Origin of the sequence: Halomonas almeriensis, from assembly GCF_030409235.1 — a bacterium.
Taxonomy (GTDB): domain Bacteria; phylum Pseudomonadota; class Gammaproteobacteria; order Pseudomonadales; family Halomonadaceae; genus Halomonas; species Halomonas almeriensis.
The window spans coordinates 1-26,448 of sequence record NZ_JAUFPO010000001.1 but is presented as its reverse complement, the minus strand read 5'-3'; the positions used below and the strand labels follow the sequence as shown (position 1 = coordinate 26,448).

Genomic DNA, 26,448 nt, shown 5'->3' with positions numbered 1-26,448 from the left:
CTCAAGTCTCCGCAGCGAAAAGACCGGTGGAAAGATAGCGGTCGCCGCGGTCGCAGACGATGAAGACGATCACCGCGTTGTCCAGGGTTTCCGCCAACCGCAGAGCGCCCGCCAGGGCGCCGCCAGAGGAGACCCCGGCGAGGATGCCCTCCTCGCGCGCCAGGCGCCGCATGCCCGCTTCGGCTTCCTGCTGACCGATGTCCATCAACCGATCCACTCGCGAGGCATCGAAGATGCCAGGCAGATAGGCCTCCGGCCAGCGGCGGATGCCCGCGATGCTGGCGCCATCCTCGGGCTGCAGGCCGATGATCTGGATCTCGGGATTGTATTCCTTGAGGCGCTGGGAGACGCCCATGATGGTGCCGGTGGTGCCCATCGAGCAGATGAAATGCGTCACGCTGCCTGCGGTCTGCTCCCAGACCTCGGGCGCCGTGGTCTGATAGTGCGCCAGAGGGTTGTCCGGGTTGGCGAACTGGTCGAGCGGCTTGCCCTCATCGCGGGCAATCATGGCCTGCGCCACATCCCGGGCCTCCTCCATGCCGCCCTGCTGGCTGACCTGGATGAGCCGCGCCCCATAGGCCGCCATGGCCTGTTTGCGCTCGCTGGAAGCGCTCTCGGGCATGATCAGGACCATTTGATAGCCCTTGATGGCCGCGGCCATGGCCAGGGCGATGCCGGTGTTGCCCGAGGTGGCCTCGATCAGGGTGTCACCCGGGGCAATGGTGCCTCGTTTTTCGGCCTGGTCGAGCATGGACAATGCCGGACGGTCCTTCACCGAGCCCGCCGGGTTGTTGCCTTCCAGCTTGGCCAGCAAGGTATTGCCTCGACCCGCGGTGATGCGCTTGAGGCGAACCAGCGGTGTGTGACCGATGGTGTCTTCCAGGGTAGGGAACTGCATTCCGCCTTCCTTATGGAAAAGTCTTTAGCACATTATATATTTGCCTGAACGGACTGGACAGGCATGGGCTTCGGCTATGGCATACTGCTCCACGACATTTTTCTGCAAGGCGCGCCGATGTCCCTGAAAACACGTCTGATGCTGTGCATTCTGATACTGCCCCTGGCCCTTTTGACGGGGCTGGTCATCGCCGTGTGTGAATTCGACTACCGCCACAGCCAGCAGCAGCTTGCCGAACGCCTCGAGCAGACGGCGCAAGTGCTGCTCCCCAGCCTGGCCGACGCTTTGGAGGGCGATGCCCCCCGGGCACTGAGGCGCACCGCTGACCGTCTGATGGCGATGGACGAAATCAGGGCCCTGACCATCCGCGACGCCGAGGGGCATGCTCTGGTGGCCATGGGCGGCATGCGCGCGCTGCCCACCGGCTCGCTCGACGCAACCGGCGACACCCTGGTCCAACTCGATGACCGCTGGCGGCTGCAAGAGACCATCTCCCCAACCGGGGCCAGTCTGTCGATGGATATCGACACCTCGGCGCTGACGCTGGGCTATTACCGTACCCTGGCCATCGCGGGACTGGTGCTGCTGCTCAGCGGGCTGCTGCTGTTCATACTGGCCTACTCGCTGTGGCGCCACTTCAGCCAGACCCTGGAAGAGGCCTGCGAGACCCTTGTTCAGTTGAGTGCCGGCATGGTACCGCCCTCGCTCGAGCTGCCCTCCGAGCCGGAGCTGGCCCAGTTGATCCGACGCCTCAATGTATTGCGCGATCAGCTTGCCGTCACCCACGGGGACATGCAGACACGGGGGGAACAGGCCACTCGCGAATTGCATCAGTCGATGGAGACCATCGAGCAGCAGAACCTCGAGCTCGATCGCGCGCACCAGCAAGCGCTGGAAGCCAACCGCGCCAAGTCCGAGTTCCTGGCCAACATGAGCCATGAGATTCGCACCCCCCTGAATGGCATCATCGGCTTTTGCCAATTGCTGCAGCGCTCCGAATTGGCACCCCGCCAGCGCGAATGGCTGGAGCACGTACAGCGTGCCTGCGATAACCTGCTGATGCTGGTCAACGACGTGCTCGACTTCTCCAAGATTGAGGCGGGTCGACTGGAGCTGGAACATCGCCCCCTGGACATGGTGGTGCTGGTCAATGAGGTGCTGGGCCTGCAGGCGCCCCAGGCACAGCACAAGGATCTTCAACTGCTGGGGCTGGTCTACGATGATGTGCCCATCGAGCTGATCGGCGACCCGCTGCGTATCCGACAGATCCTGACCAACCTGGTTCACAACGCCGTCAAGTTCACCCAGCAGGGCGAGGTCATCGTGCGGGTCGCCGTCCAGGATCAGTCGCCCCATCAGACCATCCTGCGTGTGTCGGTCAGCGACACGGGAATCGGCCTGTCGCGCGCCTTTCAGGAGCAGCTTTTTGACGCCTTTCGCCAGGGAGAAAGCAGTCACCACCGGCGCTATGGCGGCACGGGGCTGGGGCTCGCCATCTGCCGCCAGCTGGTCGAGCAGATGGGCGGCGAGATCAGTGTCGACAGTACGCCCGAACAGGGGACCACCTTTGCGTTCACCCTGCCCCTGAGCGGCAGCGATACGCGCGAACGCCCCCAGGAAGTGAACCTCGGCGGCCTGACCCTGGCCATTCACGAGCCCCACGCCACCACATCCCGGGCACTGCACCACCTGGTCCAGCGATGGGACGCGATCTCCCGGGATCTCGACGAACACACGCCCGCTTCGATGGACATGGTCCTGATCGGCCTGACCGCCCAGGAAGCCGGCCAGGCCGACCTGAACGGCTGGCGGCAACGCCTGCCTTCTCTCGAGTGCCCAGCCATCCTGATGGTCAATGCCACTCCACCGGAACTGCCCGAGGACTTTAGTCTGCCGCATGGCGGCAAAGTCCTGAACAAGCCGGTATCAAGGCATGCGCTGGCCGAGGCCATACAGGATGTCTGGCGTCAGAGTCGCGGGGCCGCCGCCCTTTCCCGGGCAACGTCGGCTGCGGCATTACCGGCGCCCGAGGCCACCGACAACTGGCACATATTGTGCGTCGATGACACCGCGTCCAACCGGGTGCTGCTGCGCGAGCTGATCGAGGACGCCGGCTGCAGGGTGACCCTGGCCGCCAGCGGCGAACAAGCCCTGGCACTGGCTCAGCGAGAAAGTGTCGACATGGTGTTGATGGATATCCGCATGGAGGGGATGGACGGCATCGAGACCACCCGGGCGCTGCGCCGTCTGGGCGGGCGCTGGCAGCAGTTGCCGATCATCGCCGTGACCGCTCATGTGCAGGACAATCAGCGCCAGCATTTGCTGGACAACGGCCTCGACGACATGCTGGACAAGCCGTTGGACACCCACAAGCTCGACCAGATGTTCCGCCTGCACCTGGGCAAGGGCCTTGATGTGGTGGAGAAGGAACCCGAACGCCGAGCCGACGCGCCGACCTTTTCTGATGATGCCCTGCCCGAGGTGGACCTGGCACTGGGCGCTCGGCTGGCCGGCGGTCGGGAAGGGCTGGCCAGACAACTGCTGGACCAGTTGATCGATTCGCTGAACGACACCCAAGCCAGCATTCAGCGCGCCAATGCCGAAGGCGATGAAGAAGGCTTGCTGGATGCCATCCATGCCCTCAACGGGGCCTGCCGCTACTGTGGCGTGCCGCGCCTGGCGCTGCTGGTGGAAACCCTCGAAACCCGGCTACGTTCCCGGGGGACCGACGCCGTCCAACCCCTGCTACCCGACCTGTATGCGGCCATGCAGGGCCTGAGTCACTGGAAGGCGGGTCAGGCCTCCAGTACCACGAAGGCCACTGCCAACTCGGCCTCGTCGGACAACGAAAGATGATGGCGCTGAACGCCGGCCGCCGTGGCCAGCGCTTCGGCCCGGCCACTCAGGTGCAGAACCGGACGCCCCAGTGAATCGTTCAGCACCTGAATCTCGGTCCAGCTCATGCCATGGCGCAGCCCGGTGCCCAGCGCCTTGACGAAGGACTCCTTGGCGGCAAAGCGCTTGGCCAGATACGCGACCGAGCCACCCCGGGCATGAAAACCAGCGCGCTCGGCCTCGCCCAGCAGCCGCTGCATGAAGCGCTCGCCATGACGCTCCAGAGCGAGTTCGAAACGCCCCACCCGCGCGATGTCGGTGCCGATGCCAATGATCATGCGTCGCAGCAGCTCCCGTCCGCGTCATGGTCATGGTCGTGTTCGTGGTCTTCCACCGCGGCCAGAAGGCCGGCTTCCTGACCGGCAATCGCCAGGCGCTTCATGTCCGCCACGGCTTCCTTGAGGCCGACAAAGAGTGCCCTGCCGATGATCGCATGACCGATATTGAGCTCATGCACCCCGGCAATCGCCGCCACGGCCTCGACGTTGTGGTAATTCAGGCCGTGCCCGGCATTGACCACCAGGCCGAGCTCCTGGGCCATTTCCGCCGCGGCGGTCAGGCGCGCATATTCCTGCCGGGCCTGGCCGGGCCCGGCATCGGCATAGGCGCCGGTATGCAGCTCGATGGTCGGCGCGCCTGCCCTGGCCGCGGCCTGGACCTGCTCGACGCTGGGGTCAATGAACAAGGACACCTCACAGCCCGCGGCGGCCAGTCGACGACAGGCATCACTGACTGTTTCGAGGCTGCTCGCCACATCGAGCCCGCCCTCGGTGGTGACTTCCTCGCGCTTTTCGGGCACCAGACAGACATGCGCCGGGCGGACGTCCTCGGCCAGCGCGAGCATCGGCTCGGTGAGCGCCATCTCGAGGTTCATGCGGGTATTGAGGACCTCGGCCAGCAGGCGCACATCGCGCTCCTGGATATGCCGACGATCCTCCCGCAGGTGCACGGTGATGCCATCCGCCCCCGCCTCCTCGGCCAGCAGGGCCGCCTGCACCGGATCGGGGTAACGGGTACCACGCGCCTGGCGCAGCGTCGCGACATGATCGATGTTGACACCAAGCAGAATACGGGGGGGATGCATCACGAGCTCTCCATGAAAGGGTTGAATGAGCATAGGTTGAAGAGTGAAGAGTGAAGAGTGAAGAGTGAAGAGTGAAGAGTGAAGAGTGAAGAGTGAAGGTAAGGATAAAAACCGAAGCTCACGACGCAAGGCCCTTCTTCCTTCTTCCTTCTTCCTTCTTCCTTCTTCCAGCTACTCTGCCCGCCTCCGTTCGGCGAGCTGCTGCATCAGTTCCCGGGAGCGTAGCGGTCGGGTGCCGAGCAGCGTGGCGAGTGCGGCGCGCATCACGCCCTTGGCGGGGCCGGCGAGACCGGGGGAGCGCCAGTCGCTGCTGGCCAGCAGCTTCAGGGTCCGGCCGTCGATGCCGGGCTGGCCGGGGACGAAGCCGCGCGAGCCGGCGTCGTAGACGTAGCGGCTCTGGGGGTCCAGTGCCTCGCCCTCGGGCCCGCAGAAACGCGGTTCGGCGTCCAGCGCTTCCAGCAGTGCCAGTTCCAGGCGTCGCAGGGCCCCGGCGCGGGCATCCGGTCTGGGCAGGGCCTCCAGCGTGGCCCCGTAGAAGGCAAACACATCCCCGACGGGCAGCTCCACCGGCAACAGCCGGGTCAGCAGCTCATTGGCATAGAGACCGCACAACAGCCCCTCGCCGACCAGCATGGTGGAGGAGCCGCGGCTTTCCATCAGGTTCATGCGTTTGAGATCGCCCTTGCCCGACCAAGTCACGTGCAACGGCGAGAACGGCTGCAGGACACCGCGCAAGCGACTTCCCGGGCGCTGCACGCCCCGTGCCACGGCGCGTACCCGGCCGTGGTGCAGGGTCAGAAACTCCACCAGGGCGCTGGTCTCACGATAGGCACGTTTGTGCAGCAGATAGGCCGGTTCAGGTGTCATGAGACGCCTTCAGGAGAAGTATCGCTCGGGCCAAGCCGGAAATGCGCGCTGCGAGCCTCGGAACAGTCGAGCGTCGAGGTACGAGATGCGAACCCCACCCCGAAGCGGACGAGCGGCGAGATACGAGATGCGAACCCCGACAACGCCCCAGGCTTTGCAGTTTCAAGCCTGTCACGCCCTGCTCGATTCTCGAGGCTCGAAACCCGCAGCTCGAAGCTCGAAGCTCGAAGCTCGAAGCTCGGCGTCAGTCTAAATCATAGCCAAGGCTCTTCAGAGCCCGGTCATCATCCGACCAGCCCCGCTTCACCTTGACCCAAAGGTTGAGCATGATCTTGGTGCCGACCACCCGCTCCAGCTCCAGGCGCGCATCGCGACCGATGCTCTTGATCCGCTCGCCGCGATCACCGATGAGAATCTTTTTCTGCCCTTGGCGTTCCACCATGATCAGCGCGCTGATATGGGTGATGGCGCCATCCTCACGGAACTCCTCGATTTCCACGGTCATCTGATACGGCAGCTCATCGCCGAGTTGGCGCATGATCTTCTCGCGGACCAGTTCGGCAGCCATGAAGCGCAGGCTGCGATCGGTGACCTGATCGTCCGGAAAGAAGTGCACGCTTTCGGGCAGATGCTTGGCCACTTCGGCTTCCAGCTCGGCGACATTGGTGCCGTGCTTGGCAGCAACCGGCACGATGGCGGCAAAATCGCGACGTCCGCTAACTTCTTCCAACCAGGGCAGCAGGGTCGACTTGTCGTTGATCCGGTCGACCTTGTTGACGGCCAGGATCACCGGCGCCGTGACGGTCGCCAGACGCTCGAGCACGTTCTGGTCTTCCGGCGTCCAGCGGGTGCGATCGATGATGAAGACCACACAGTCGACGTCCCTCAGGGCCTGGGTTGCCGCCTGATTCATGAAACGGTTGATGGCCTTGTCGCGGTCCTTCTCGAGCGCGTGAATCCCCGGAGTATCGACATAGACGAACTGAGCGTCGCCCTCGGTCTTGATACCCATGACCTGATGGCGCGTGGTTTGGGGACGGCGCGAGGTGATCGAGATCTTCTGGCCGAGAATATGGTTCATCAACGTCGACTTGCCGACGTTGGGGCGGCCCATGATGGCAACGAAGCCACAGGTCTGGGACATGCTCAGATACCTCTCTTGTCGAGCTGCGCCAAGGCGTATTCGGCGGCTTGCTGTTCGGCATGGCGACGGCTGGAGCCGATGCCCTGAGTATGCTCGTCGAGCACCTCGACATGGCACTCCACCGTGAAGGTCTGCGCATGCGCCTCACCTTCCACGGAGATCACGTCATAGCGCGGCAGAGGCACCTGACGGGACTGCAGAAACTCCTGGAGCCGGGTCTTGGGGTCCTTCTGGGTATCCTGCAGGTCTATCATTTCCAGGCGCTCGGCGAACCAGGACAGGACTCGGGCTCGGGCGGTGTCCATCCCGGCATCCAGGTAGATCGCACCGATCACGGCTTCCACGGCATCGGCGAGAATCGAATCGCGCCGGTGGCCGCCGCTTTTCATCTCGCCGGAGCCAAGCCGCAGGCAGTCGCCGAACTCCATCTCGCGCGCCAGTTCGGCCAGCGTCTGGCCCTTGACCAGGCGGGCTCGAAGACGCGACAACTGCCCTTCCCGCGCCTTGGGAAAACGCTGATAAAGGTCCTCGGCGATCACGAAGTTGACGATGGAGTCGCCCAGAAACTCCAGGCGCTCATTGTTGCGACCACCGTAGCTACGGTGCGTCATGGCCAGTTCCAGCAGTTCGCGCTGGGCAAACTGGTGCCCGATACGTCGACTGAATATATCGAGGGAATTACTCACGAAACTCCTGCTTTGTCATGACAGCGGTGCGTTGTCGGTATCTCAATCGATGCCCCGCACATCAGTGAAACTCGGTAGACCGCCATTCCAGTGCATCCACACGGCAAAGGCCTCGCCCACGACGTTCTCCTCGGGGACAAAGCCCCAATAACGACTGTCATTGGAGTGGTCGCGGTTGTCTCCCATCACAAAATAATGCCCTTCCGGCACCTCGACGCCACGCATCTGAGGACCCGGATCCTCGGGATTATTGTAGATTTGGTGGGCAACTTCGCCCAGTTGCTCCTGCAGCAGCAATTCCTGCGGTGCTCCCTGGGGCGCGGTTTCCAGTAGCTCCTTGGGCACAGCGTCGCCATTGACGAAGAGCTGCTTGCCCTCGTAGCGGATGCGGTCGCCGGGCAGTCCGACGACACGCTTGATGAAATTCACGCCGGTCTCCTTGGGAAAACGGAACACCATGACATCGCCCCGCTCGGGCTCGCCCAGCTCGACGACCTTGGTATTTAACACCGGCAGCCGCAGGCCATAGGTGAACTTGTTGACCAGGATGAAATCCCCCACGGCAAGGGTCGGTCGCATGGAGCCGGAGGGAATCTGGAAAGGCTCGACCAGAAAGCTGCGCAACAACAGAACCACCAGCAGCACGGGGAAGAACGAACGAGCGTAATCTACCGGCCAGGGGTCCTTGAGCGCCTTCTCACGCTCTTCAATGGTCTTCTCATCGAGCTCCCCGGACTCGGCACTGGCGGCCAGACGCTGGCGACGCGCCGGGCGCCACCAGATCGCATCGAGCAGCCAGATGACACCGGTCACGGCCACCGCAATGACCAGTAGAAGCGCAAAATCCATTATCCCCGTCCTTCCTTAGTCGTTGACCTTGAGTACAGCGAGGAAGGCTTCCTGGGGGATCTCCACCCGGCCGACCTGCTTCATGCGCTTCTTGCCCGCCTTCTGCTTTTCGAGCAGCTTTTTCTTGCGCGTGGTATCACCACCATAACACTTGGCCGTGACGTTCTTGCGCAGCGCTTTGACGGTGGAACGCGCCACCACCTGGCCGCCGATGGCTGCCTGAATCGCCACGTCGAACATCTGCCGCGGGATCAGCTCTTTCATCTTCTCGACAAGCGCCCGGCCCCGCGGGTGGGCATGATCTCGATGAATGATGACTGCCAGGGCATCCACCCGATCGCCATTGATCAACACATCGAGACGCGCCAGGTTGGCGGCCTCGAAACGCTCGAAGTTGTACTCCAGCGAGGCATAGCCCTTGGAAAGCGACTTCAGCCGATCGAAGAAGTCCATGACCACCTCGGACATCGGCAGTTCATAGGTCAACTGAATCTGGCTACCCAAAAAGAGCATGTCTAACTGGGTGCCCCGGCGCTGTTCGCATTCGGCGATCACACTGCCGACGAACTCCTGGGGGACCAGGATGCTGGCCCGTACCACCGGCTCGCGCATTTCCTCGACATCCGCCATGTCGGGCAGCTTGGAGGGGTTGGAGACATACTCGAGCTCGCCGGTTTTCATGTACAGCTCGTAGACCACGGTGGGAGCCGTGGTCAGCAGATCCAGGTTGTATTCGCGCTCGAGACGCTCCTGGATGATCTCCATGTGCAGGGTGCCCAGGAAGCCGACCCGGAAACCGAAGCCCATAGCGTCGGAGTTTTCCGGCTCATAGTCCAGGGAAGCATCATTGAGCGCGAGCTTTTCAAGCGCGTCGCGGAATTCCTCGTAGTCATCCGAGCTGACCGGGAAGATGCCGGCATAGACCTGCGGCTTGACCTTTTGGAAGCCCGGCAGGCGCGGCACGTCCGGTGTTTTGGAATGGATGATGGTGTCACCCACCGGCGCGCCCTGGATGTCTTTGATCCCGGCGACGATGAAGCCAACCTCGCCGGCCCGCAGCACATCGGTTTGGCGACGTTGTGGCGTGAAGATACCCACCTCGGTGGTCACCCAGTCGCGCCCGGTGGAGGTGATACGAATCCGCTCGTTCTTCTTGAGCGTGCCGTCGAAGAGACGCACCAGGGAGACTACGCCCAGGTAGTTGTCGAACCAGGAGTCGATGATCAGCGCCTGAAGCGGCTTGTCCGGATCGCCCTTGGGAGGCGGAATATCGCGCACCAGGCGCTCCAGCAGTCCGTCGATGCCCAGGCCGCTCTTGGCGGACACCTGACAGGCATCCGAGGCATCCAAGCCGATGATTTCCTCGACCTCTTCGGCGACCTTGGCCGGGTCCGCCTGGGGCAGATCCATCTTGTTGAGCACGGGCAGCACCTCGAGGCCCTGCTCGATGGCGGTGTAGCAGTTGGCCACCGACTGCGCCTCGACGCCCTGGGCGGCATCCACCACCAGCAGCGCGCCCTCGCACGCATAGAGCGAGCGCGAGACTTCATAGGAGAAGTCGACATGGCCGGGCGTGTCGATGAAGTTCAACTGGTACACGTTGCCATCCCGGGCATGGTAATCCAGCGTCACCGACTGGGCCTTGATGGTGATGCCCCGCTCACGCTCGAGATCCATCGAGTCGAGCACCTGCTCCTTGAGCTCGCGCTCGGTCAGGCCGCCACAGACCTGGATCAGGCGATCCGCCAGGGTCGACTTGCCGTGGTCGATGTGAGCGATGATCGAGAAGTTGCGTATCCCGTTGATTACTTTACGGTTATCGATGTCTGCCATTCAGGGTTATCCGTTTCATGTACGCGTGCGGTTGCCGCCGGTGAAAAGCCATCCAGGGCCGACGCAACGTGTGAGATGGCGGCATTGTAGCGGGATGAGCCCCACAGATACAGCAACCCAACGGACAAAACCGTTGGGTCGCAACGGACAAGCCCATAGCGGGGACGACCAGGCCGCCGGGTCGCGACGACCGGGCCGTCGGGTGGCGTGGCACAGCGGTGCTGAACGAGCCGCCGGGCCTATTCCTCCGGCGTCAGGCGCAGCGCCACGTAATAGGAGCGACCATTGCGGTAAAGCCGTACCGGCAACGAGCGATCCTCGGGCAGCTCGCCGATCAACTCGCCGAGCTGCCGCGGGCTCTCCACGGCATGCTCGCCGATGCTGACCAGGATATCGCCGACGCGGATACCCGCCTGAGCGGCGGCACTGCCGGCGTCGACATTGACGACCCGAACGCCCTGCTCGATGGCCTGATCATGCTGCCCTTCCTCAAGCGGCTGAACCTGGATACCCAGGCGAGCCGGAGCATTGTCACGCTCATCGCCCGAGCCGGACTGTGCGGCATCCGGCCAGTCGCCCACCGTCACGGTAACCGACTCGCGCTCGCCATTGCGCAGCACGCGCAACTCGACATCGTCACCCGGCGCCACACTGCCGATGAGACGCGGCAGGGTGCTGGATTCATCGACCGTCTGGTCATTCACCTCGAGAATCACATCGCCGGCCTTCAGGCCGTCGCGTGCTGCCGGTCCTTCCGGGTCAAGATCGGCCACCAGGGCGCCCTTGGCCGAATCCATGCCGAAGGAGTCGGCCAGATCGCGGGACACCGGCTGAATCATAACGCCCAGCCAGCCACGGCTGACCGAGCCATCACTGCGCAGTTGGTTGGCCACATCCATGGCCACGTCGATGGGAATCGCGAACGACAGCCCCATGTAACCGCCACTGCGAGTGAAGATCTGCGAATTGATACCGATCACCTCGCCATCCAGGTTGAACAGCGGCCCACCGGAATTGCCCGGGTTGATGGCCACATCCGTCTGGATGAAGGGCACATAGACATCCCGGGGCAGTGTCCGGTTCATGGCGCTGATGATGCCGGCGGTAACCGAGTGATCCAGGCCGAAGGGCGAGCCGATGGCGGCCACCCACTGACCTACCTGGAGGTCCTCGGAGCTGCCAAGTTCGAGGGTCGGCAGCTCCTTGGCCTCGACCTTGAGCACGGCGACATCCGTCTTGGTGTCGGCACCGACCAGTTCGGCCTTGAGTTCGCGGCTGTCGTTGAGACGCACGAGGATCTCGTCGGCCCCCTTGACCACATGCGCATTGGTCATGACATAGCCGTCTTCACTGATGATGAAGCCCGATCCCAGCGAATGACGCTCCTCGCTGCGCCCCTGCCCTCCGGGCGGCATGGGCATCTGGTCGCCGAAACGCTCACCGAAGAAGCGCTTGAAGATCTCGGGTATCTCCTGGCCACCGAACTGGCTGAACGGACTGCCACGACTCTGGATCTCCCGTGAGGTCGAGATGTTGACGACCGCCGGGGCCGCCTCTTCCACGAGCTGGGTGAAATCCGGCAGCTTCTGGGCCATGACTGACTGGCTGACGATCAGCCCCAGGCCGAACAGCATGCACAGGGCAAGGTAGCGTGACATACGAATCATGAAAGGCTCCTGTGACAGGATTGAGTGACTGGGCAAGGGCAATGGCAATGGCTCAAGCACCACGGCTCAAGGACCATGGCTCTAGGACCATGGCGCGACGCATGAGCCGGCCACTGAGTTGGAACAGCATAGAGTGACAAAGGTTCCGCTGGTGAGGCGCTGCGCCCACCTGCCAGGAACGACTCACGCCAGCATCAGGGCGAGACGCTATCATCCGGCGTGGCCGACGCCGTGGTCGGCTCACTCTGCCACTCGACGGACTCGGCGACGCGTTGCAGCACCGAGGGTGGCAGCTCGCCGAGTATCACGAGCTGGTGGGGTTCGCCGTCGACCTCGAGATGGCGGACCGCTGCATGCGACACCCCAAGGCGGTGCAGCCCTGGCTTGAGCAGCGGCTGCCCCGATATGGGTTCGACGAAAAGGCTGAGAGTACTGAGGCCATCACCATAACGCTGCTGCCCCTGCGACGCGTCAGCGGACACCGCCTGCGGCTCGAAGCCCGACGGCAACCAGCCCGGCTGCCAGACATGTTCACCGGACACCGAGGGTGAACGAGCCTTAATGTCGCCCGAATAAAGCCGCGGGTTCTGCAGCTTGGTCACCTGAAAGGTTTCCAGGGCACGTCCCCGCTCATCGAGCAGAATCTGCTTGAGCGGCAGTGCCGTCTCGGCATCCAGCCAGAGACGTCGGCCATAGCGAAGGTTATCCAGAGGCTCGATTTCAAGCACATGCGTCGAGCGGCCGGCAATGCGCTCTTCTCCAGCCAGGCTCAAGCGATACAGCGACGACAGGCTCTCGACCGCAGCGGGCGTGGCCCGGGCGCCCCCGCCACTGTCTGAGTAGGCGATACTGCCCTGGCGTTCATGCACCCCGGGGGGACCATCCAGAAGCCGCGCCACTTCCCTGACGCGCCCTTCCCGGACTTCATGAGACAGCGCCAGAGTTCTGACCCCCGCTGCGCCGATACGCACGGCCCTGGCCTGAAAACTGTAACAGTGGCTGGCCAGACGACTCCGGGCGAGCCACTCTTCGGCGGAGCCGGGAGCCTGACTCTCGTCCAGCGGCGTACAGGAAAGCGCGGTCTCGGCCGAGTGTGCCTGGCGGGTCACCGTCGGCAGAGCCAGCAGCCCGGCCAGCATGGCGACCATCAGCACCCGACGCGCTGAAACGGACCTAGACTGCCCCATCAGCGCGGCACCAGGGACTCGCTTGTGCTGGAGCGCAACAGTGGCATCCAGGCTTCCATGCCGCCACCGACGCTACCCTCGGCATGGCGATCCAGATAGGACTGCAGCAAGCGGGCCTGCTGCTGATCCATGCGCATCGACTGACGCTGGCTGGGCGACATCATCATCGGCGAGTCCGGGGCTCCCACCGTCATGAGACCACGGCCGGCAGCCCGGGATTGAAACATGGGCAGGTCGGCAAGCGAGGGAATGCGGGATGAGGTCGCCGGCGACTCGAGCGACGAAGCCGACGGGAAGCTCGCCAGGGAGGCACCTCCAGAGCCGGGCAGGCTGCCGTCACTGGCTAGAGAAGCACCACCCGAACCTGACAGGCTGCCGTCATTGAACCGTGACGGCGACACTGTGGTGCCAGCCGAACTGCCGCTGCCGGTGGACGTTGCCAACGGTGCCGAGGCTTCATTGTCCAGGGGCGAGGCGCCGTTGTAGAACTGCACGCCGGTAATCACCATCAGGGAGACGGCCGCCGCTATGCCGGCACTGCGCGCCAGCGGCATGCTGCGACGCGCCGATCCAGCCGGCTCGGCGACCGGCACGGGCTCGTCCTGCAAGCGTGCCATGATGCCCGCCGAGAGATCGACACTGGTGTCGGTGTCCGCCTCGTGATGCATCATGCTGCGCATCAGGTGATAGCGACGCCAGGCATCGGCGGCGTCGGGTTCGTCATCCAGGGATTTCAATACACGGCGCAACTCGAGCTCGTCACCCTCGTTGTCCATCAGTGCAGAAAGCGATTCCCGTGCGTTCTGACTCATCTCTTCTCACCCTCAAACTCTTCAAGGCTGGCCCACCTTGCATCCATTGGAAGCCCGCTCGTCCGGAGGCACGGCCATGGAGCCGGCACACCGGGAAGCCTTTGCTCCATCGCAAACAGGCCGATCACCGCATATGACGTCACAAAGGCGCGACAGTTCAGCGAATCGACAAAAACCGTGAAAATCCACCTCATTCGGCCAGGGTCTCATGGTTGCGCGACGTCGTGACCAGCGGTTGGATGTGCTTATCTACGGCCTCCCGCGCGCGAAAGATGCGAGAGCGTACCGTACCCACCGGACATTCCATAATGTTGGCAATATCCTCATAGGAGAGGCCGTCAAACTCACGCAGGGTGATGGCAGTACGCAGGTCTTCCGGCAACCCCTCGATGGCGGCAAATACCGCCGCCTGCAACTGGTCCCTGGCGATCGATGCCTCGGGCGTCTCGATATCGGCCAGGCGCCCGCTGTGATCCAGAACCTCAGCATCGGCGATGTCCATGTCGCTGCCCGGTGGGCGACGCCCGCGTGACACCAGATGGTTCTTCGCGGTGTTGATGGCGATGCGGTACATCCAGGTATAAAAGGCGCTGTCGGAACGAAACTTGCCGAGCGCTCGATAGGCCTTGATGAACGCCTCCTGGGCCACATCTTGAACCTCGGCGTGATCGTGAACATAGCGCCCGATCAAGCCGATGATCTTGTGCTGATACTTCTTGACCAGCAAATCGAAGGACCGGGTATCCCCCTTCTGGGCCCGTTCGACAAGTTGCTGATCGGTTTCCCGGGTCGTGCCCATTCAAGGCCTCCCCGGGCTTGAGAATCGATGGCGCGCCGAATGCGACTCGGGCGCGCAAATGAAGATTGCCTGCATATGTCTCAACCTGAAGCCCTGGCCGCTGGATACCTTGTCATGATGTCGCTCACCTCCGAAATTCCGCCCGCTCCGAGTCTGGCGCCGTGGAACGAGCTGACAGGGCGTTGTTGAAAAAAGCGCTCAAGTGTTCCTGTTTCCGAGGCATGGATCAAGCCACCGATGCCCGACAGGCCTCGCGGCGCTGTGACAGCCCTGCACCCGCACGGTTCCCAGACGATTGAATTTACGCCACTCGCGGGCGATAGTAGGCGCCATTCACGATGACATTCAATCGATCAATAAACCGCGCTGACAGCCACAGGTAGCAACATGCCCGAACAACAGGTCAACAATCTCAACGTCCTTGCCGAGGATGTTCTCATCACGCCTTCGGAGCTCAAGCAGGCCGTCCCGCTGGGCGGCGATGCCGAACGCACGGTGATCGAGGGGCGCGAGACCATCCAGAACATCCTGGAAGGTCGCGATCCTCGCCTGCTGATGGTCGTCGGGCCCTGCTCGATTCATGACGTGGAAGCGGCCATGGACTATGCGCGCCGCCTGCGCCAGCTGGCCGAAGAGGTCAAGGAAAGCCTGTACATCGTCATGCGCGTCTACTTCGAGAAACCGCGCACCACCGTGGGCTGGAAGGGCTTGATCAATGATCCTCACCTGAACGGCTCCTTCGAGATCGAGGAAGGCCTCCACAAGGCTCGCCGGCTGCTGGTCGACCTGGCCGAGATGGGCCTGCCGTTGGCCACCGAGGCGCTGGATCCGATCTCCCCGCAGTACCTGCAGGACTGCATCAGCTGGTCGGCGATCGGCGCGCGCACCACCGAATCCCAGACCCACCGGGAAATGGCCTCGGGCCTATCGTCGCCCGTGGGCTTCAAGAACGGCACCGACGGCAGCCTGGACGTGGCCGTCAACGCCCTGCAGTCGGTGGCCAGCCCGCACAATTTCCTGGGCATCGACCAGAGTGGCCAGGTGGCGATCATCCGCACCCGGGGCAATCGCCATGGTCATGTGGTACTGCGTGGCGGCAATGGCAAGCCCAACTACGACAGTGTCAGCGTGGCACTCGCCGAGCAGGAGCTGCAGGCAGCCGGCGTCGAACCCAACATCATGATCGACTGCTCCCACGCCAACTCCAACAAGGACCCCGGCCTTCAGCCGCTGGTACTGGAGAACGTCACCAACCAGCTGCTCGAGGGCAACCGGTCGATCATCGGCCTGATGGTCGAGTCCAACCTGGGCTGGGGCAACCAGAAGATTCCGGCCGACATCAGCCAGCTGGCTTACGGTGTGTCGATCACCGATGCGTGCATCGACTGGGACATCACAGCCGACGCTTTCCGGACCATGAACGACAAGCTGGCCGAGACCCTGGCGGCACGTCGCCAGCACGACTGACCCGCCAGTGACCTCCGCGGCGACGCTGTGCGCCGTAGTCCTCCGATCTCGCCCCGGCCTTGCGGGGCGATTTTCGTTGTGGAGCCTGGATCAGGAGGACTGACGCACCCCGTCGATCTCCCGGGTGAAAGGCGGCAGGGCGTCGAGCAGCGCCCGGCCATAGCGCCGGGTCAGGACGCGGCGGTCGAGCAGAGTAATGCGCCCTTCATCGGCCTCCTTGCGAATCAGGCGACCGCAGGCCTGGACCAGCTTGATCGAGGCGTCCGGCACGCTGATGCGCATGAAGGGGTTGCCCCCCTGACTCTCGATCCACTCCGCCAGGGTCGCGCCGACCGGGTCATCCGGCACGGCAAACGGCAGACGGGTGATGACCACATGGGTCAGGTAGTCGCCGGGCAGGTCGACCCCTTCAGCAAAGCTCGCCAGGCCGAAGAGGATACTGCCCTCGCCCTTGTCGACCCGTTCCCGATGACGCTCGACCAGTTCGCGTTTGGGCAGGCGATCCTGGGCCAGCACGCGTTCCCGCCGCTCGCGACTCAGGGCCTTCTCGACCCCGCGCAACTGGGCCCGCGAGGAGAACAGCATGAGCACGGCCTCGGACTCGCCAAGGGCCTCGACGAAATCGACGATGGCGCGTTCATGGCCGTCGCGGTCGGCGGGGTCGACAGCTTCGGGCGGCACGCTGAGGATAGCGCGAGAATAGTCGAAGGGGCTCGGCAGGCGCTGGTAGCGATAGCGATTGGCCAGGCCGGCGCGCTCCTGGAGGCGTTCGAAGCGCCCCAGGGCGGTCAGCGTCGCCGAGGTCACCACGGCGCCGTGACAGCGCCCCCAGAGTGACCGAGCCAGGGTGTGGGCGGCCGACACCGGGCTTGCCGAGAAGGTCAGCTCGGGTTCACCACCGAAGCGTTCGAGCAGCAGCCAGCGCGCCCTGGGCGGGTCATCGACGGGGTCCGGTTCGGCGAAGGCCTGCCACAGGGCATGGGCTTCGAGGGCACGACCATGCAGCAAGGCGATCAGTGGTAGCCAGGGCTCGGCCTGTTCGCGGGGCAGCCCGGTGTTTTTTTCGGGGTCGAGGCTCTCGCGCAGGATATCGCTCATCGACTCCAGGGTGCGCGACAGTTCGCCGAAGATGGTCACCAGTGTCTCGGCGACCTCGCGCATGGCGTCGGGCACGCGGCCCATCTCGAAACGATGCTGAGCACCGTCTTCACTGTCATGGAGCCCGTCCGGCCGCCCGGCGAGCTGGTGACCCAGCGAGAAGGCGTCGCCCAGGCGCGGTTCCAGGGTTTCAATGGCCTGGGGCAGCGTGGCCAGCAGGCGGGCCAGCGTGTGTTGCTGGCCGAGGTTCTGGTTGAGCTCGCTCAAGGATTTCTTGAGAGTGCCGAGCCAACGCAGGCCGCCGCCCACGGCGAAGCGGTGGGTGAAGTGATTGAGGGCCTTGTCGGGCAGATGATGCCCTTCATCGAAGACATACAGGCAGTCGCCCGGGTCCGGCAGCACGACCCCACCGCCCAGCGCCAGGTCGGCCAGCACCAGGTCGTGATTGGCGACGATGATGTCGGCCGTGTCCAGGTGCCGGCGCGCGCGAAAGAAGGCGCAGGCGCCGAAGTGACCGCAGCGCCGATTGGTGCACTGGCGGTGGTCCACGGTGAGCTTGCGCCAGTGGCTGTCGTCGATGGCGTCGGGCCAGCTGTCGCGATCGCCTTCCCAGCGGCCGTTGCCGTAGGCTTCGCCGAGGGACTGGACGAGTTTCTGGAAGTCATCGCCGCCGCTGTCGAGGGATTGCTCGAACATCGACAGGGTAGGATTGTCCTCGCCCCCTTCCATGGCCGAATCGAGGCGCGAGACACAGACGTAGCGGCCGCGCCCCTTGGCCAGGGCATATTCGAAGGACAGGCCGCTGTGCGCCTTGAGGGCCGGCAGGTCCTGATGCAGCACCTGCTCCTGCAGAGCGACCGTGGCGGTGGCGATGACCAGGCGTTTGCCGCGGGCCTTGGCCACGGGCAGCGCGGCCAGCAGATAGGCCAGGGTCTTGCCCGTGCCGGTACCGGCCTCCAGCACGCAGACATGCTCATCGCTGGTGCGACGCCTCTCGTCATCCGACTCGATGCCGCCCAGAGTGCGGGCAATCTCGGCGATCATCAGCCGCTGGCCATAACGCGGCGTCAACTCGAGGCCCTCGAGAACACGGCGGTAAGCGGTCTGGATCTCGTCCTTCAGGACCTCGTCTAGCATATTCACCCATACACAAGGGCGGCTTGCACGGCGACAGGCCGACGCGGAAGCGCTGTGGACCCATCCCTGGGCGCTACCGATTCCATCCCTGGAATCGGACCTCCGCTCTGGCCTGCCCCCGTCGCCGCTTACCAGTGGCTCATTCAGCCCCAGTCATCATTCTTCAAGCGGCGTAGCCGCTGTCTTCCTTCTTCCCGGCTTACAGCTTGTAGCTGAATCACAGCAGCCCTTCCGGCGGGTGCTCGCAGGGCAGCTTGTCGTTGATGTAACGCTCGATCTCGGGCAGCGAGAAGGCGTCTTCCTCCCCCACGAAGCTGATCGACACGCCCTTGGCGCCGGCGCGGCCGGTGCGGCCGATGCGGTGCACATAGTCCTCGGGGTCTTCGGGCAGGGTGTAGTTGATAACGTGGCTGACATCCTCGATGTGAATGCCGCGCCCTGCCACATCCGTGGCCACCAGCACCTGCACCTCGCCTTCGCGGAATTGCTCGAGGGTGTTGATGCGCTGCTTCTGCGGCACGTCGCCGGAGAGCATGGCCACGCTGATACCGGCCTTGCGCAGCAGGTCGTTCAGCTTGCGCACCAGGTCGCGGCGGTTGCCGAAGACCATGACGCGATCGAAGCTTTCCTGCTGCAGCAGGTTGACCAGCAGGCGCTGCTTGTCGTCGTCCCCGACCATGTAGACGCGTTGGTCGATGTTGGCGGCGTTGTCGACGGTCACCTCGATATCCACGTGGGCCGGTTTCTGGGTCCACTGCTCGGCCAGGTTGAGGATGTCGTCGGTGAAGGTCGCCGAGAACAGGAAGGTCTGGCGTTCCGGTGTCTTCGGCGTGTGCCGAATGATCCGCTTGACGTCGGGGATGAAGCCCATGGACAACATGCGGTCGGCTTCATCGAGCACCAGCACTTCCACCTGGGTGAGGTCAACATCTCGCTTCTCGTGGAAGTCCAGCAGACGACCTGGGGTCGCCACCAGCAGGTCCAGCGGCTTTTCGAGAGCCTCGCGTTGTTTCTGATAGTCCATGCCGCCGACGACGCTGGCGATGTTCAACTGAGTGAAGCGGGCCAGGGCCTTAGCGTCCTTCTCGATCTGCATCGCCAGTTCGCGGGTCGGCGCGATGATCAGCGAACGCGGCGCTCCAGTTTTCTGGCCATCCGGTGCCGGCTCCTCCAGGAAGTAGGCAAGGATGGAAATCAGGAAGGCGGCCGTCTTGCCGGTGCCGGTCTGCGCCTTACCGACGATATCGCCACCCAGCAGGGTATTGCTCAGCGTCTCGGCCTGGATCGGGGTGCAGTACTCGAAGCCCTGAGCGTGAATGGCGCGCATCAGCGGCAGTGGCAGATCAAAGTCATGGAATCTCCACTGGCCCGCCACCGCGGGTACCTGGAACTGGCGAAGATCCCAGTTCGACTGACGGCGTCTCGGCTTGCGACGGCGACGCTTGGGCTTGCGGTTCTGGGCCGGGGCTGAGGTCTGTTCCGACTCGCTCATAGGCTGTGCTGTCTCGTCCGTGTTGTGGATGGATGCGTGACGCAAACAGACATTGTATCAGTTCTCGCGCTTATAGGGCGCGTTCTTGGCTGTCGACGCTTTGCCCGGGCCTGATAGACTATGGCCATTCACCGAGGAGCCAGGCGTCATGACACGACGAAAGAAGACCCGTTCACTGTCCGACAAGGTGACGATCCGCACCGGTCGACGCAAGGACTACAAGCAGTGGCGTCATGAAAATCCGGATGAAGTGAGCTCGTCGCGGCGCTTCGTCGACAAAAAGCGTCAGCAGCGCAAGGCCCAGGCGGCGCGCAAGCAGGCCCGCCAGGAATCCGGCCAGCAGATTGCCATTCATCCGGAACGACGCACGCCTGACCGCTCGAACGAGGACGACTGACCATGCGCCTGGTGTCTTTCAATATCAACGGCATCCGTGCACGCCTTCACCAGCTGGAGGCACTGGTCGAAAGCCACCGCCCGGCGGTAATCGGCCTTCAGGAAACCAAGGTTCAGGACAGCGAGTTTCCCGTCGCGGATGTCGAGGCCCTGGGCTATCGGGTCTTCTATCACGGCCAGAAGGGCCACTACGGCGTAGCCCTGATGTGCTGTCGCGAGCAGTTGCCCACCGAGCCCGAGGCGGTGATGCACGGCTTCCCCGATGACGAGGCGGATGCCCAGCGGCGCATGATCGGGGTGCGGTTGCGCACCGCCGACGGCGAGGCCCTGAGCGTCTGGAACGGCTATTTCCCGCAAGGCGAGAGCATCGATCACCCGGTCAAGTTTCCCCACAAGCGGCGCTTCTACGAACAGCTGAATTCACTGCTGGCCAGCCATCACAGCGCCGACGAACGGCTCGCCATCATGGGTGATTTCAATATTTCGCCGGCAGACATCGACATCGGCATCGGCGAGTCCAATCGCAAGCGCTGGCTGCGTGAAGGCAAGACCAGCTTCCAGCCGGAAGAGCGTGAGTGGTTGAGTACCCTGAAGGCCTGGGGCCTGGAGGACAGCTATCGCCGCTGCCACCCTCAGGTCGATGACCGCTTCAGCTGGTTCGATTATCGCTCAAAGGGCTTCGACCGTGACCCCAAGCGCGGCCTGCGCATCGATTACATCCTGACCACGGATTCCCTGGCTGAACGGGTCGCGGATGCCGGCATCGACTACGAGCTGCGCGGCATGCAAAAGCCCTCCGACCACGCACCGGTGTGGACCGAATTCAACCTGAGCTGACGCGCTCAAGCATCCGGTGACGCCTCGCCAGGGGAGCCGGCGCTGGGCTGGCGCTTTTCGGGCAGGCTGGCCAGCCACTCCTCGGCTTCACTGACACCGCCCCGCCGGGCACGCCCCAGTGCATCGCGGGCCACTTCCAGATGGCCCCACTGGATGGCGATCTGGCCCAGTCGCAACCAGTCCTGCCCCACCCCGCTGCGCTCGGCCACCCGCTTCCAAGCGGCCAGCGCCTGCTGCCGATCGCGCGCCGCATGCCAGGCCCGAGCCAGCATGCGGCGATGTTCGAGGCTATCCGGCAGGGCCTCATCAGACAGCGCCTCCTCGAGAATTTCCGCGGCACGCGCCGGCGTGCCGGCGGCCAGATGCAGCTTGATACGCTGCAGCAGATCATCAGCGCCACTGAGTACTCCCTTGCGCCAGGCCGTCTCCCACAGCGCTGCCGCGCGTTCCGGGTCGCCCATGCGCTGGGCCAGGCCCGCCGCGCGCCGCCAGGCATCCGGATCCCCTTCCGCGCCTGCCAGCTGATGCTCGATCACCTCGAGGGCGGCCGCCTGCCGGTCAGCCTTCTGCAGCGCCGTGGCCGCCAGCGCCAGCTGCTGTCGGGAAGGCTCGCGGCTATTGTCCAGGGCACGCTGCGCCCAGTCGGCGGCACTATTCCAGTCTTTGCCCTCGGCCTCGAGCTGGGCCATCAGCCACTGGGCCTTCGCATCGGCGGCATGACGCTGCAACCAATCGCCCAGCAGCTCAGCGGCGCGTTCATGCTCGCCCAGCCGTGCTCGCAGCCCCGCCTCCTGACGCAACCAGCGATCGGCCTGATCCGGCTCGACACCACGGATGGCACGAGCCGTGGCCAGCGAGTCGGCGGCAGCACCCTCATTACCCTGACGGGCCTCGGCATTGGCTGTTAGTTGCAGGTAGAGGGCACGTGCCCAACGATCCGAAGCATTACCGTCGGCCAGCCGCTCGGCCTGACGCCTCGCCTGGCGCTCGACTGCGGCGAGTTCACCATCGGCCAGGCTCATCTCCAGGGCTTCGAGGTCGCTGATGATGCCCCCGGGGAGTGTCGGTGCCGCCACGGCGGCGGGGACCGAGAACCCGGCCACGAGGCCTAGCACCAGGGTCAGATTGACGGCATGACGCATATGGCTACCTCAACTGAAAATCGAAGCGCTGTCGGGCACGGCGCGTCTGGCCGCTGGCCTCGAATTGCCAATCGGTGATAGAGCGACGCGCCGCCCGATCGAAGATGCGCGGCGGGTCGGCCTCGATGACCTCGACACTGCCGGGCTTGACGCGGCCATCCGGGCGGATGATGAACTGCACCACCACATGCCCCTCGATGCCACGCCGCTGGGCGCGCGAGGGATAGGTCGGCTTGCCGCGCCGGGTGATCTGCGCGGAGGTGCCGACGTCCACCGGCTCGCTGGAGCTGGCTGACGAGGCAGCGGAACTGGCCGCGTCACTGGCTTCGGCCGCGCCGGAAGCGGCCTGAGCCGAGGACTGCGGTGTCGCTTGCGGCGACGGTTGTGAAGTCGGCTCGGGGTCCGGCTGCGGCTCGGGTTCGGGCTCAGGCTCGGGCTCCGGTTCAGGCTCCGGTTCAGGCTCCGGCTCGGGTTCCGGCGGCGTTTCCTGAAGCTCGGGTAAGGATTCATCCAGGGGCACATCCGGCGTTTCCATGGGTTCGAGTTCGGGCTCGGGCAGCGCGATCTCGTTGCTGACGCTGGGCGCCGGCGCCGGTTGCGGCGGCGGTGTCGCCGCGACCTGGGGCGGCGGTGGTGCACTGGCGGCGGCCGCCTGCCGGGGTTGCTCTTCCACCGGGGACTCGGCCATGCTCAGGGTCATGGCATCCAGGCGGCGTTCGGGTTCCACTTCGGGGGGCACCACCAGCAGCGCCAGCAGCATGAAGAGCCCCAGTGCCAGCGCCGAACCGACAACCAGAGCAAGCGGGCGACGCAGCATCAGTCACCACTCCGTTGCGCGGCCACGGTCACCTGATCCACATCCGCCTCGCGCAGGCGATCCATGACCTCGATCAAGACCCCGGTGGTGGCGTCACGATCCGCCTGAATGACCACCGAGCCCTCGTCACTGACCATCTCGGCCACGGTCGGCCCGACGCGGTGTATGTCCACCGGCTCGCCATCGACCCACACCGCCCCTTCCGGGGTGATTGCCACCAGCACCTGTACATCGGGCCGCGGGGACGCCGCGCTGGATTCGGGGCGCTCGATCTCGACCCCGCTTTCCTTGATGAAGCTGGTGGTGACGATGAAAAAGATCAGCATGATGAAGACCACGTCCAGCATGGGGGTCAGGTTGACCTCGCTGGACTCGTCCATGCTGGTGAATCGGCGTCTACGCATTGGCATCCTCCGCGGCCCGGGCAAGACGGTCATGCAACCGCTGATCCTCACGCCGGATGATATGTTCCAGACGGGTGATGATGAGCAAGCCCACCACCGAGACGGCCATACCGCTCAGGGTCGGCAGTGTCGCTCTGGCCACGCCATCAGCCATCGCCCGGGCCTGATTGACGTCGCTCACCGAAAGCGAATCGAACACCGTGACCATGCCGGTGACCGTGCCCAGCAAACCGAGCAGCGGGCAGATCACGACCAGCAGCTTGAGCCACGGCAAGGGGCCGCGCAGGGAGGCGATCAGTTCCCTGACCCAGACCTCGCGCAGGGTCAGGGCACTCCAGCTGGCACGATCGTCACGCTCGACCCAGTGGCGCACCAGCACCTGGCGCGCCGGCCGGTAGTGAAAGCGAAAGAACCACCAGCGCTCGAGTGCCACCGAGAACAGCAGCATCGCCACCCCGGCGATGACCACCAGCACCGGGCCACCGGCCTCGACCAGCCGGAACAGGGGCTCAAGCCAGGGCATCGGCATGACGCTTGACACCCGATGCGCCCGCGGCACCGGCCTGAGCGGCCTGGTCGGCCTCGAGACGGTCGGCCAGCACGGCACTGGCACGGCCTTCCATGATGCCGATCAGCGAGCGACTGCGGCTCGACAGTGCGGTATGTGCGAAGAGCAGCGGAACGGCCGTGATCAAGCCGAGCACGGTGGTCACCAGAGCCTGACTGATGCCGCCCGCCATCAGCTGGGGATCACCGGTCCCGAAGACCGTGATCGACTGGAAGGTCACGATCATGCCGGTGACCGTGCCCAGCAGCCCGAGCAGCGGCGCCACCGCCGCCAGCATCTTGACCAGTGACTGGCCGCGCTCGATGCGCGGCTGTTCGGCGAGCATGGCTTCATCGAGTCGGGCTTCCAGGGCCTCCGGGGCATGTCCCGCACCGAGCGCATGAAAACGCGACAGCACTCGTCCCAGCGGATTGTCCTCGCGCAGCGACTGAAGGTCATTCAGCTGACGCTTGAGCGTCAGCGTGACACGCAGCAGGTACAGATACTGCAGCACAGCCACCAGCAGACCAATACCGCCCAGGGCCACGACCACATAGCCCACGGCGCCGCCCTGCTGAAAACGCTCGACCAGGGTCGGCTGTTGCGCCAGGGCCTCGAGCACCCGGCCATCTCCGGGATCCACGGAGAGGCTGTCGCCCTGCCCTGACTGAAAGGCATTCAGCCGTTCACCGACCGCGTCCGGCGTATGTTCGATAACCGACAGCGCCCCGTCGTCGCCACTTCGCTGCAGCAATTGGCCGTTGCTGAACGCCAGCAGATCGCCGGCACGAATCACCGGCTGCTCCCGGCGCTGACCATCCTGGCCGGCTACCGGCGCCTCGAGCCGCGTGATGCGGGCCGTCTCGCGGGTCAGGCCCATCAGGCTGTCGGCCAGTGTCTCGACCTGACGCGCCCGCAGCACGCCATTGTCCTCGAGGCGCGGCGGCAGGGATGCCCGGGCTCCCACGGTCAGCCAGCTCTGCCCCAGCGCATCACGCAGCTCACCACTGACACCGGCCACTTCATCGAGGACCGGGCCAAGGTCGCCGCCCTGCTCCTCGATACGCTCATTGAGCTGCTGGAGTTCACTCTGCCGAGACTGCTGCCGGGATTCGAGTGTCTCACGGCGCTCACGGGCGGCTTCAAGCTCGGCGCGGGCCGCCGTCAGCGCTTCCTCGAGAGCGGCACGGTCATTCTCCAGCTCACCGAGGCGTTGGCGATCGCGGGCCTCGGCCGCCTCACGCTCGGCCTGGAAGGTCTGCAGGGGCTCCTCGCTCGACTGTGCCATGACGTGACTCGTCGGTAGGACGCTCAGGGCCGCCAGGCCCAGGACACCAAAGAGGAAATTGACGCGGCTCATGAGGCGTCCTCCAGCGATTGCGACACGGGCAGATCCAGCATCGCCGGTGCACGCTGCTCACGCAGGATGCGCAGCCCCTTGCGAACTTCTGCCAGGGCCGGCTCGTCGAGACGCTGCCACTCGCCCTCTTGAGCCTTCCAGACACCGCCCTGCTGACCATCCGGGGTCAGGTAGTACCAGCCGACACGTCCCAGGCGCAGGAAGTCGACTTCACGCTGGCTGTCTCCCGGCAACACACCGCGCCAGGCGTCCATTTCACGGCCGTAATCGAGCTCGGCGCGCCAGGCAGCCAGGAGACGCTGGAGCTTTTGGGCACTGCTGGCATCGGCGGCCGACAGACTGGACTCGAGGGAAGCCACCCGCGCCAGCCGCTCGTCGCGCAGGAAGGGCATGTCCTCTTCCACCCAGCGGCGCAAGCGTTCAACCATGTCGCGCATCACCCCGGGCAGGGCCTCGCGGGTCTCGGCCAGGGTCTCGAAGCCGGCGCGGCGTTCTTCCAGGCTGGTTGTCAGGCGTTCCACGACCGGCGCCAGTTCCGCGTTGTAGGTCTGCAGTCGCCGGGTTGCCTGGCGCGCCTCACGCAGCTCGCGCAACTGCTCGCGAACGCTCTCATCGGCATTGTCGATCTGCTGCTGCAGCTCGGACTGGGTGCGCTGTGCCTCCAGCGCCTCATCCTGCAGTGATGACTGGGCGGGTGCGGAGGCCGCTAGGCTCATGGCAAGCCCGGCAGCTCCCCAGCGAATCCATGGGGGTATGGTGTGCACGCTCGTCTCCCGAAAGGTGCGCTGAACGAACGATACGCTAAAACAAACAAGAATAATTATCAATAAACTGTTAGCGATTATGGCCAACAAAAAGGCCGGCCCTTCCACCAAGGGAAGGGCCGGCCTTGAAGGTCATTAATGCGCCTCAAGGGCGCTTGACCGCTTCGTTACAGCTTCTGTTCCAGTTCCGGCACGAGCTCGAAGAGGTCGCCGACCAGGCCAGTGATCATCGAGAGCGCGACCTGGAAGATCCCGATCGTCCTACA

General features: G+C 64.4%; 24 protein-coding genes. 4 read left to right on the top strand and 20 right to left on the bottom strand.

Features of this window, described 5'->3' with window-relative positions:
- Nucleotide 1: 1 nt before the first annotated feature.
- Nucleotides 2-898 carry a cysteine synthase CysM gene (cysM, locus tag QWY74_RS00120; protein WP_264826757.1) on the bottom strand — a complete coding sequence of 299 codons (897 nt, stop codon included), beginning with the start codon at nucleotides 896-898 and terminating at the stop codon, nucleotides 2-4.
- Between the two features lie 117 nt (nucleotides 899-1,015).
- Here cysM and QWY74_RS00115 point away from each other — a divergent pair, with 117 nt between their 5' ends.
- Entirely contained in the window at nucleotides 1,016-3,754 is a 2,739-nt protein-coding gene (locus tag QWY74_RS00115) for an ATP-binding protein (protein ID WP_290313520.1), read from the top strand.
- Here QWY74_RS00115 and QWY74_RS00110 read toward each other — a convergent pair.
- The 11 genes from QWY74_RS00110 to rpoE form a co-directional block, all read right to left on the bottom strand.
- A complete protein-coding gene (locus tag QWY74_RS00110) occupies nucleotides 3,694-4,071 on the bottom strand; it encodes a holo-ACP synthase (RefSeq protein WP_264826755.1) in 378 nt (125 codons plus the stop codon). The genes QWY74_RS00115 and QWY74_RS00110 overlap by 61 nt on opposite strands.
- Nucleotides 4,068-4,877 carry a pyridoxine 5'-phosphate synthase gene (pdxJ, locus tag QWY74_RS00105; protein WP_264826865.1) on the bottom strand — a complete coding sequence of 270 codons (810 nt, stop codon included), beginning with the start codon at nucleotides 4,875-4,877 and terminating at the stop codon, nucleotides 4,068-4,070. Before pdxJ ends, QWY74_RS00110 begins: the two co-directional genes overlap by 4 nt.
- A gap of 171 nt (nucleotides 4,878-5,048) precedes the next feature.
- Nucleotides 5,049-5,744: a DNA repair protein RecO gene (gene recO, locus QWY74_RS00100; RefSeq protein ID WP_290313519.1), complete on the bottom strand. Its 696-nt coding sequence runs from the start codon at nucleotides 5,742-5,744 to the stop codon at nucleotides 5,049-5,051.
- A 244-nt stretch (nucleotides 5,745-5,988) separates the two neighbouring features.
- Nucleotides 5,989-6,888, bottom strand: a complete 900-nt coding sequence (gene era / locus QWY74_RS00095) for a GTPase Era (RefSeq protein ID WP_264826753.1) — start codon at nucleotides 6,886-6,888, stop codon at nucleotides 5,989-5,991.
- A gap of 2 nt (nucleotides 6,889-6,890) precedes the next feature.
- A complete protein-coding gene (gene rnc, locus QWY74_RS00090) occupies nucleotides 6,891-7,574 on the bottom strand; it encodes a ribonuclease III (protein WP_264826751.1) in 684 nt (227 codons plus the stop codon).
- 42 nt (nucleotides 7,575-7,616) lie between these two features.
- Entirely contained in the window at nucleotides 7,617-8,423 is an 807-nt protein-coding gene (gene lepB, locus QWY74_RS00085) for a signal peptidase I (protein ID WP_264826750.1), read from the bottom strand.
- 15 nt (nucleotides 8,424-8,438) lie between these two features.
- Nucleotides 8,439-10,256, bottom strand: coding sequence for a translation elongation factor 4 (lepA, locus tag QWY74_RS00080; RefSeq protein WP_264826749.1), 1,818 nt, complete (start codon nucleotides 10,254-10,256; stop codon nucleotides 8,439-8,441).
- Nucleotides 10,257-10,495: 239 nt separating this feature from the next.
- Nucleotides 10,496-11,923, bottom strand: coding sequence for a DegQ family serine endoprotease (locus QWY74_RS00075; protein WP_264826748.1), 1,428 nt, complete (start codon nucleotides 11,921-11,923; stop codon nucleotides 10,496-10,498).
- A gap of 194 nt (nucleotides 11,924-12,117) precedes the next feature.
- Entirely contained in the window at nucleotides 12,118-13,110 is a 993-nt protein-coding gene (locus QWY74_RS00070; RefSeq protein ID WP_264826747.1) for a MucB/RseB C-terminal domain-containing protein, read from the bottom strand.
- Nucleotides 13,110-13,922 carry a sigma-E factor negative regulatory protein gene (locus QWY74_RS00065; protein WP_264826746.1) on the bottom strand — a complete coding sequence of 271 codons (813 nt, stop codon included), beginning with the start codon at nucleotides 13,920-13,922 and terminating at the stop codon, nucleotides 13,110-13,112. The genes QWY74_RS00070 and QWY74_RS00065 overlap by 1 nt, the downstream gene beginning before the upstream one ends.
- A gap of 190 nt (nucleotides 13,923-14,112) precedes the next feature.
- A complete protein-coding gene (gene rpoE, locus QWY74_RS00060; RefSeq protein WP_290313517.1) occupies nucleotides 14,113-14,721 on the bottom strand; it encodes an RNA polymerase sigma factor RpoE in 609 nt (202 codons plus the stop codon).
- 387 nt (nucleotides 14,722-15,108) lie between these two features.
- On the opposite strand from rpoE, the gene QWY74_RS00055 reads away from it, so the two are divergent.
- A complete protein-coding gene (locus tag QWY74_RS00055) occupies nucleotides 15,109-16,188 on the top strand; it encodes a 3-deoxy-7-phosphoheptulonate synthase (RefSeq protein ID WP_264826744.1) in 1,080 nt (359 codons plus the stop codon).
- A 90-nt stretch (nucleotides 16,189-16,278) separates the two neighbouring features.
- On the opposite strand, the gene dinG is transcribed toward QWY74_RS00055, so the two are convergent.
- Both dinG and rhlB read right to left on the bottom strand, forming a co-directional pair.
- A complete protein-coding gene (gene dinG, locus QWY74_RS00050; RefSeq protein ID WP_264826743.1) occupies nucleotides 16,279-18,423 on the bottom strand; it encodes an ATP-dependent DNA helicase DinG in 2,145 nt (714 codons plus the stop codon).
- A 217-nt stretch (nucleotides 18,424-18,640) separates the two neighbouring features.
- Complete coding sequence (rhlB, locus tag QWY74_RS00045) at nucleotides 18,641-19,915, bottom strand: ATP-dependent RNA helicase RhlB (RefSeq protein ID WP_264826742.1); 1,275 nt, start codon at nucleotides 19,913-19,915, stop codon at nucleotides 18,641-18,643.
- Between the two features lie 148 nt (nucleotides 19,916-20,063).
- Here rhlB and QWY74_RS00040 point away from each other — a divergent pair, with 148 nt between their 5' ends.
- A complete protein-coding gene (locus tag QWY74_RS00040; RefSeq protein ID WP_264826741.1) occupies nucleotides 20,064-20,312 on the top strand; it encodes a hypothetical protein in 249 nt (82 codons plus the stop codon).
- 2 nt (nucleotides 20,313-20,314) lie between these two features.
- Nucleotides 20,315-21,148, top strand: a complete 834-nt coding sequence (xthA, locus tag QWY74_RS00035) for an exodeoxyribonuclease III (protein ID WP_264826740.1) — start codon at nucleotides 20,315-20,317, stop codon at nucleotides 21,146-21,148.
- Nucleotides 21,149-21,153: 5 nt separating this feature from the next.
- Here the strand turns inward: xthA and QWY74_RS00030 are convergent, their stop codons facing one another.
- The 6 genes from QWY74_RS00030 to QWY74_RS00005 are packed head-to-tail and all read right to left on the bottom strand — an operon-like array spanning nucleotide 21,154 to nucleotide 26,182.
- A complete protein-coding gene (locus tag QWY74_RS00030; RefSeq protein WP_290313516.1) occupies nucleotides 21,154-22,290 on the bottom strand; it encodes a tetratricopeptide repeat protein in 1,137 nt (378 codons plus the stop codon).
- A gap of 4 nt (nucleotides 22,291-22,294) precedes the next feature.
- Complete coding sequence (locus QWY74_RS00025; protein ID WP_290313515.1) at nucleotides 22,295-23,107, bottom strand: energy transducer TonB; 813 nt, start codon at nucleotides 23,105-23,107, stop codon at nucleotides 22,295-22,297.
- Nucleotides 23,107-23,511 (bottom strand): ExbD/TolR family protein, encoded by a 405-nt coding sequence (locus tag QWY74_RS00020; RefSeq protein ID WP_264826737.1) that lies wholly within the window; start codon nucleotides 23,509-23,511, stop codon nucleotides 23,107-23,109. Before QWY74_RS00020 ends, QWY74_RS00025 begins: the two co-directional genes overlap by 1 nt.
- Nucleotides 23,504-24,040, bottom strand: a complete 537-nt coding sequence (locus tag QWY74_RS00015) for a MotA/TolQ/ExbB proton channel family protein (RefSeq protein WP_290313514.1) — start codon at nucleotides 24,038-24,040, stop codon at nucleotides 23,504-23,506. The genes QWY74_RS00020 and QWY74_RS00015 overlap by 8 nt, the downstream gene beginning before the upstream one ends.
- The gene (locus QWY74_RS00010; RefSeq protein WP_264826735.1) at nucleotides 24,021-25,418 is read right to left on the bottom strand and encodes a MotA/TolQ/ExbB proton channel family protein; all 1,398 of its coding nucleotides are present in this window, start codon (nucleotides 25,416-25,418) and stop codon (nucleotides 24,021-24,023) included. The genes QWY74_RS00015 and QWY74_RS00010 overlap by 20 nt, the downstream gene beginning before the upstream one ends.
- Nucleotides 25,415-26,182, bottom strand: a complete 768-nt coding sequence (locus tag QWY74_RS00005) for a DUF3450 domain-containing protein (RefSeq protein WP_320109334.1) — start codon at nucleotides 26,180-26,182, stop codon at nucleotides 25,415-25,417. Before QWY74_RS00005 ends, QWY74_RS00010 begins: the two co-directional genes overlap by 4 nt.
- Nucleotides 26,183-26,448 lie beyond the last annotated feature (266 nt).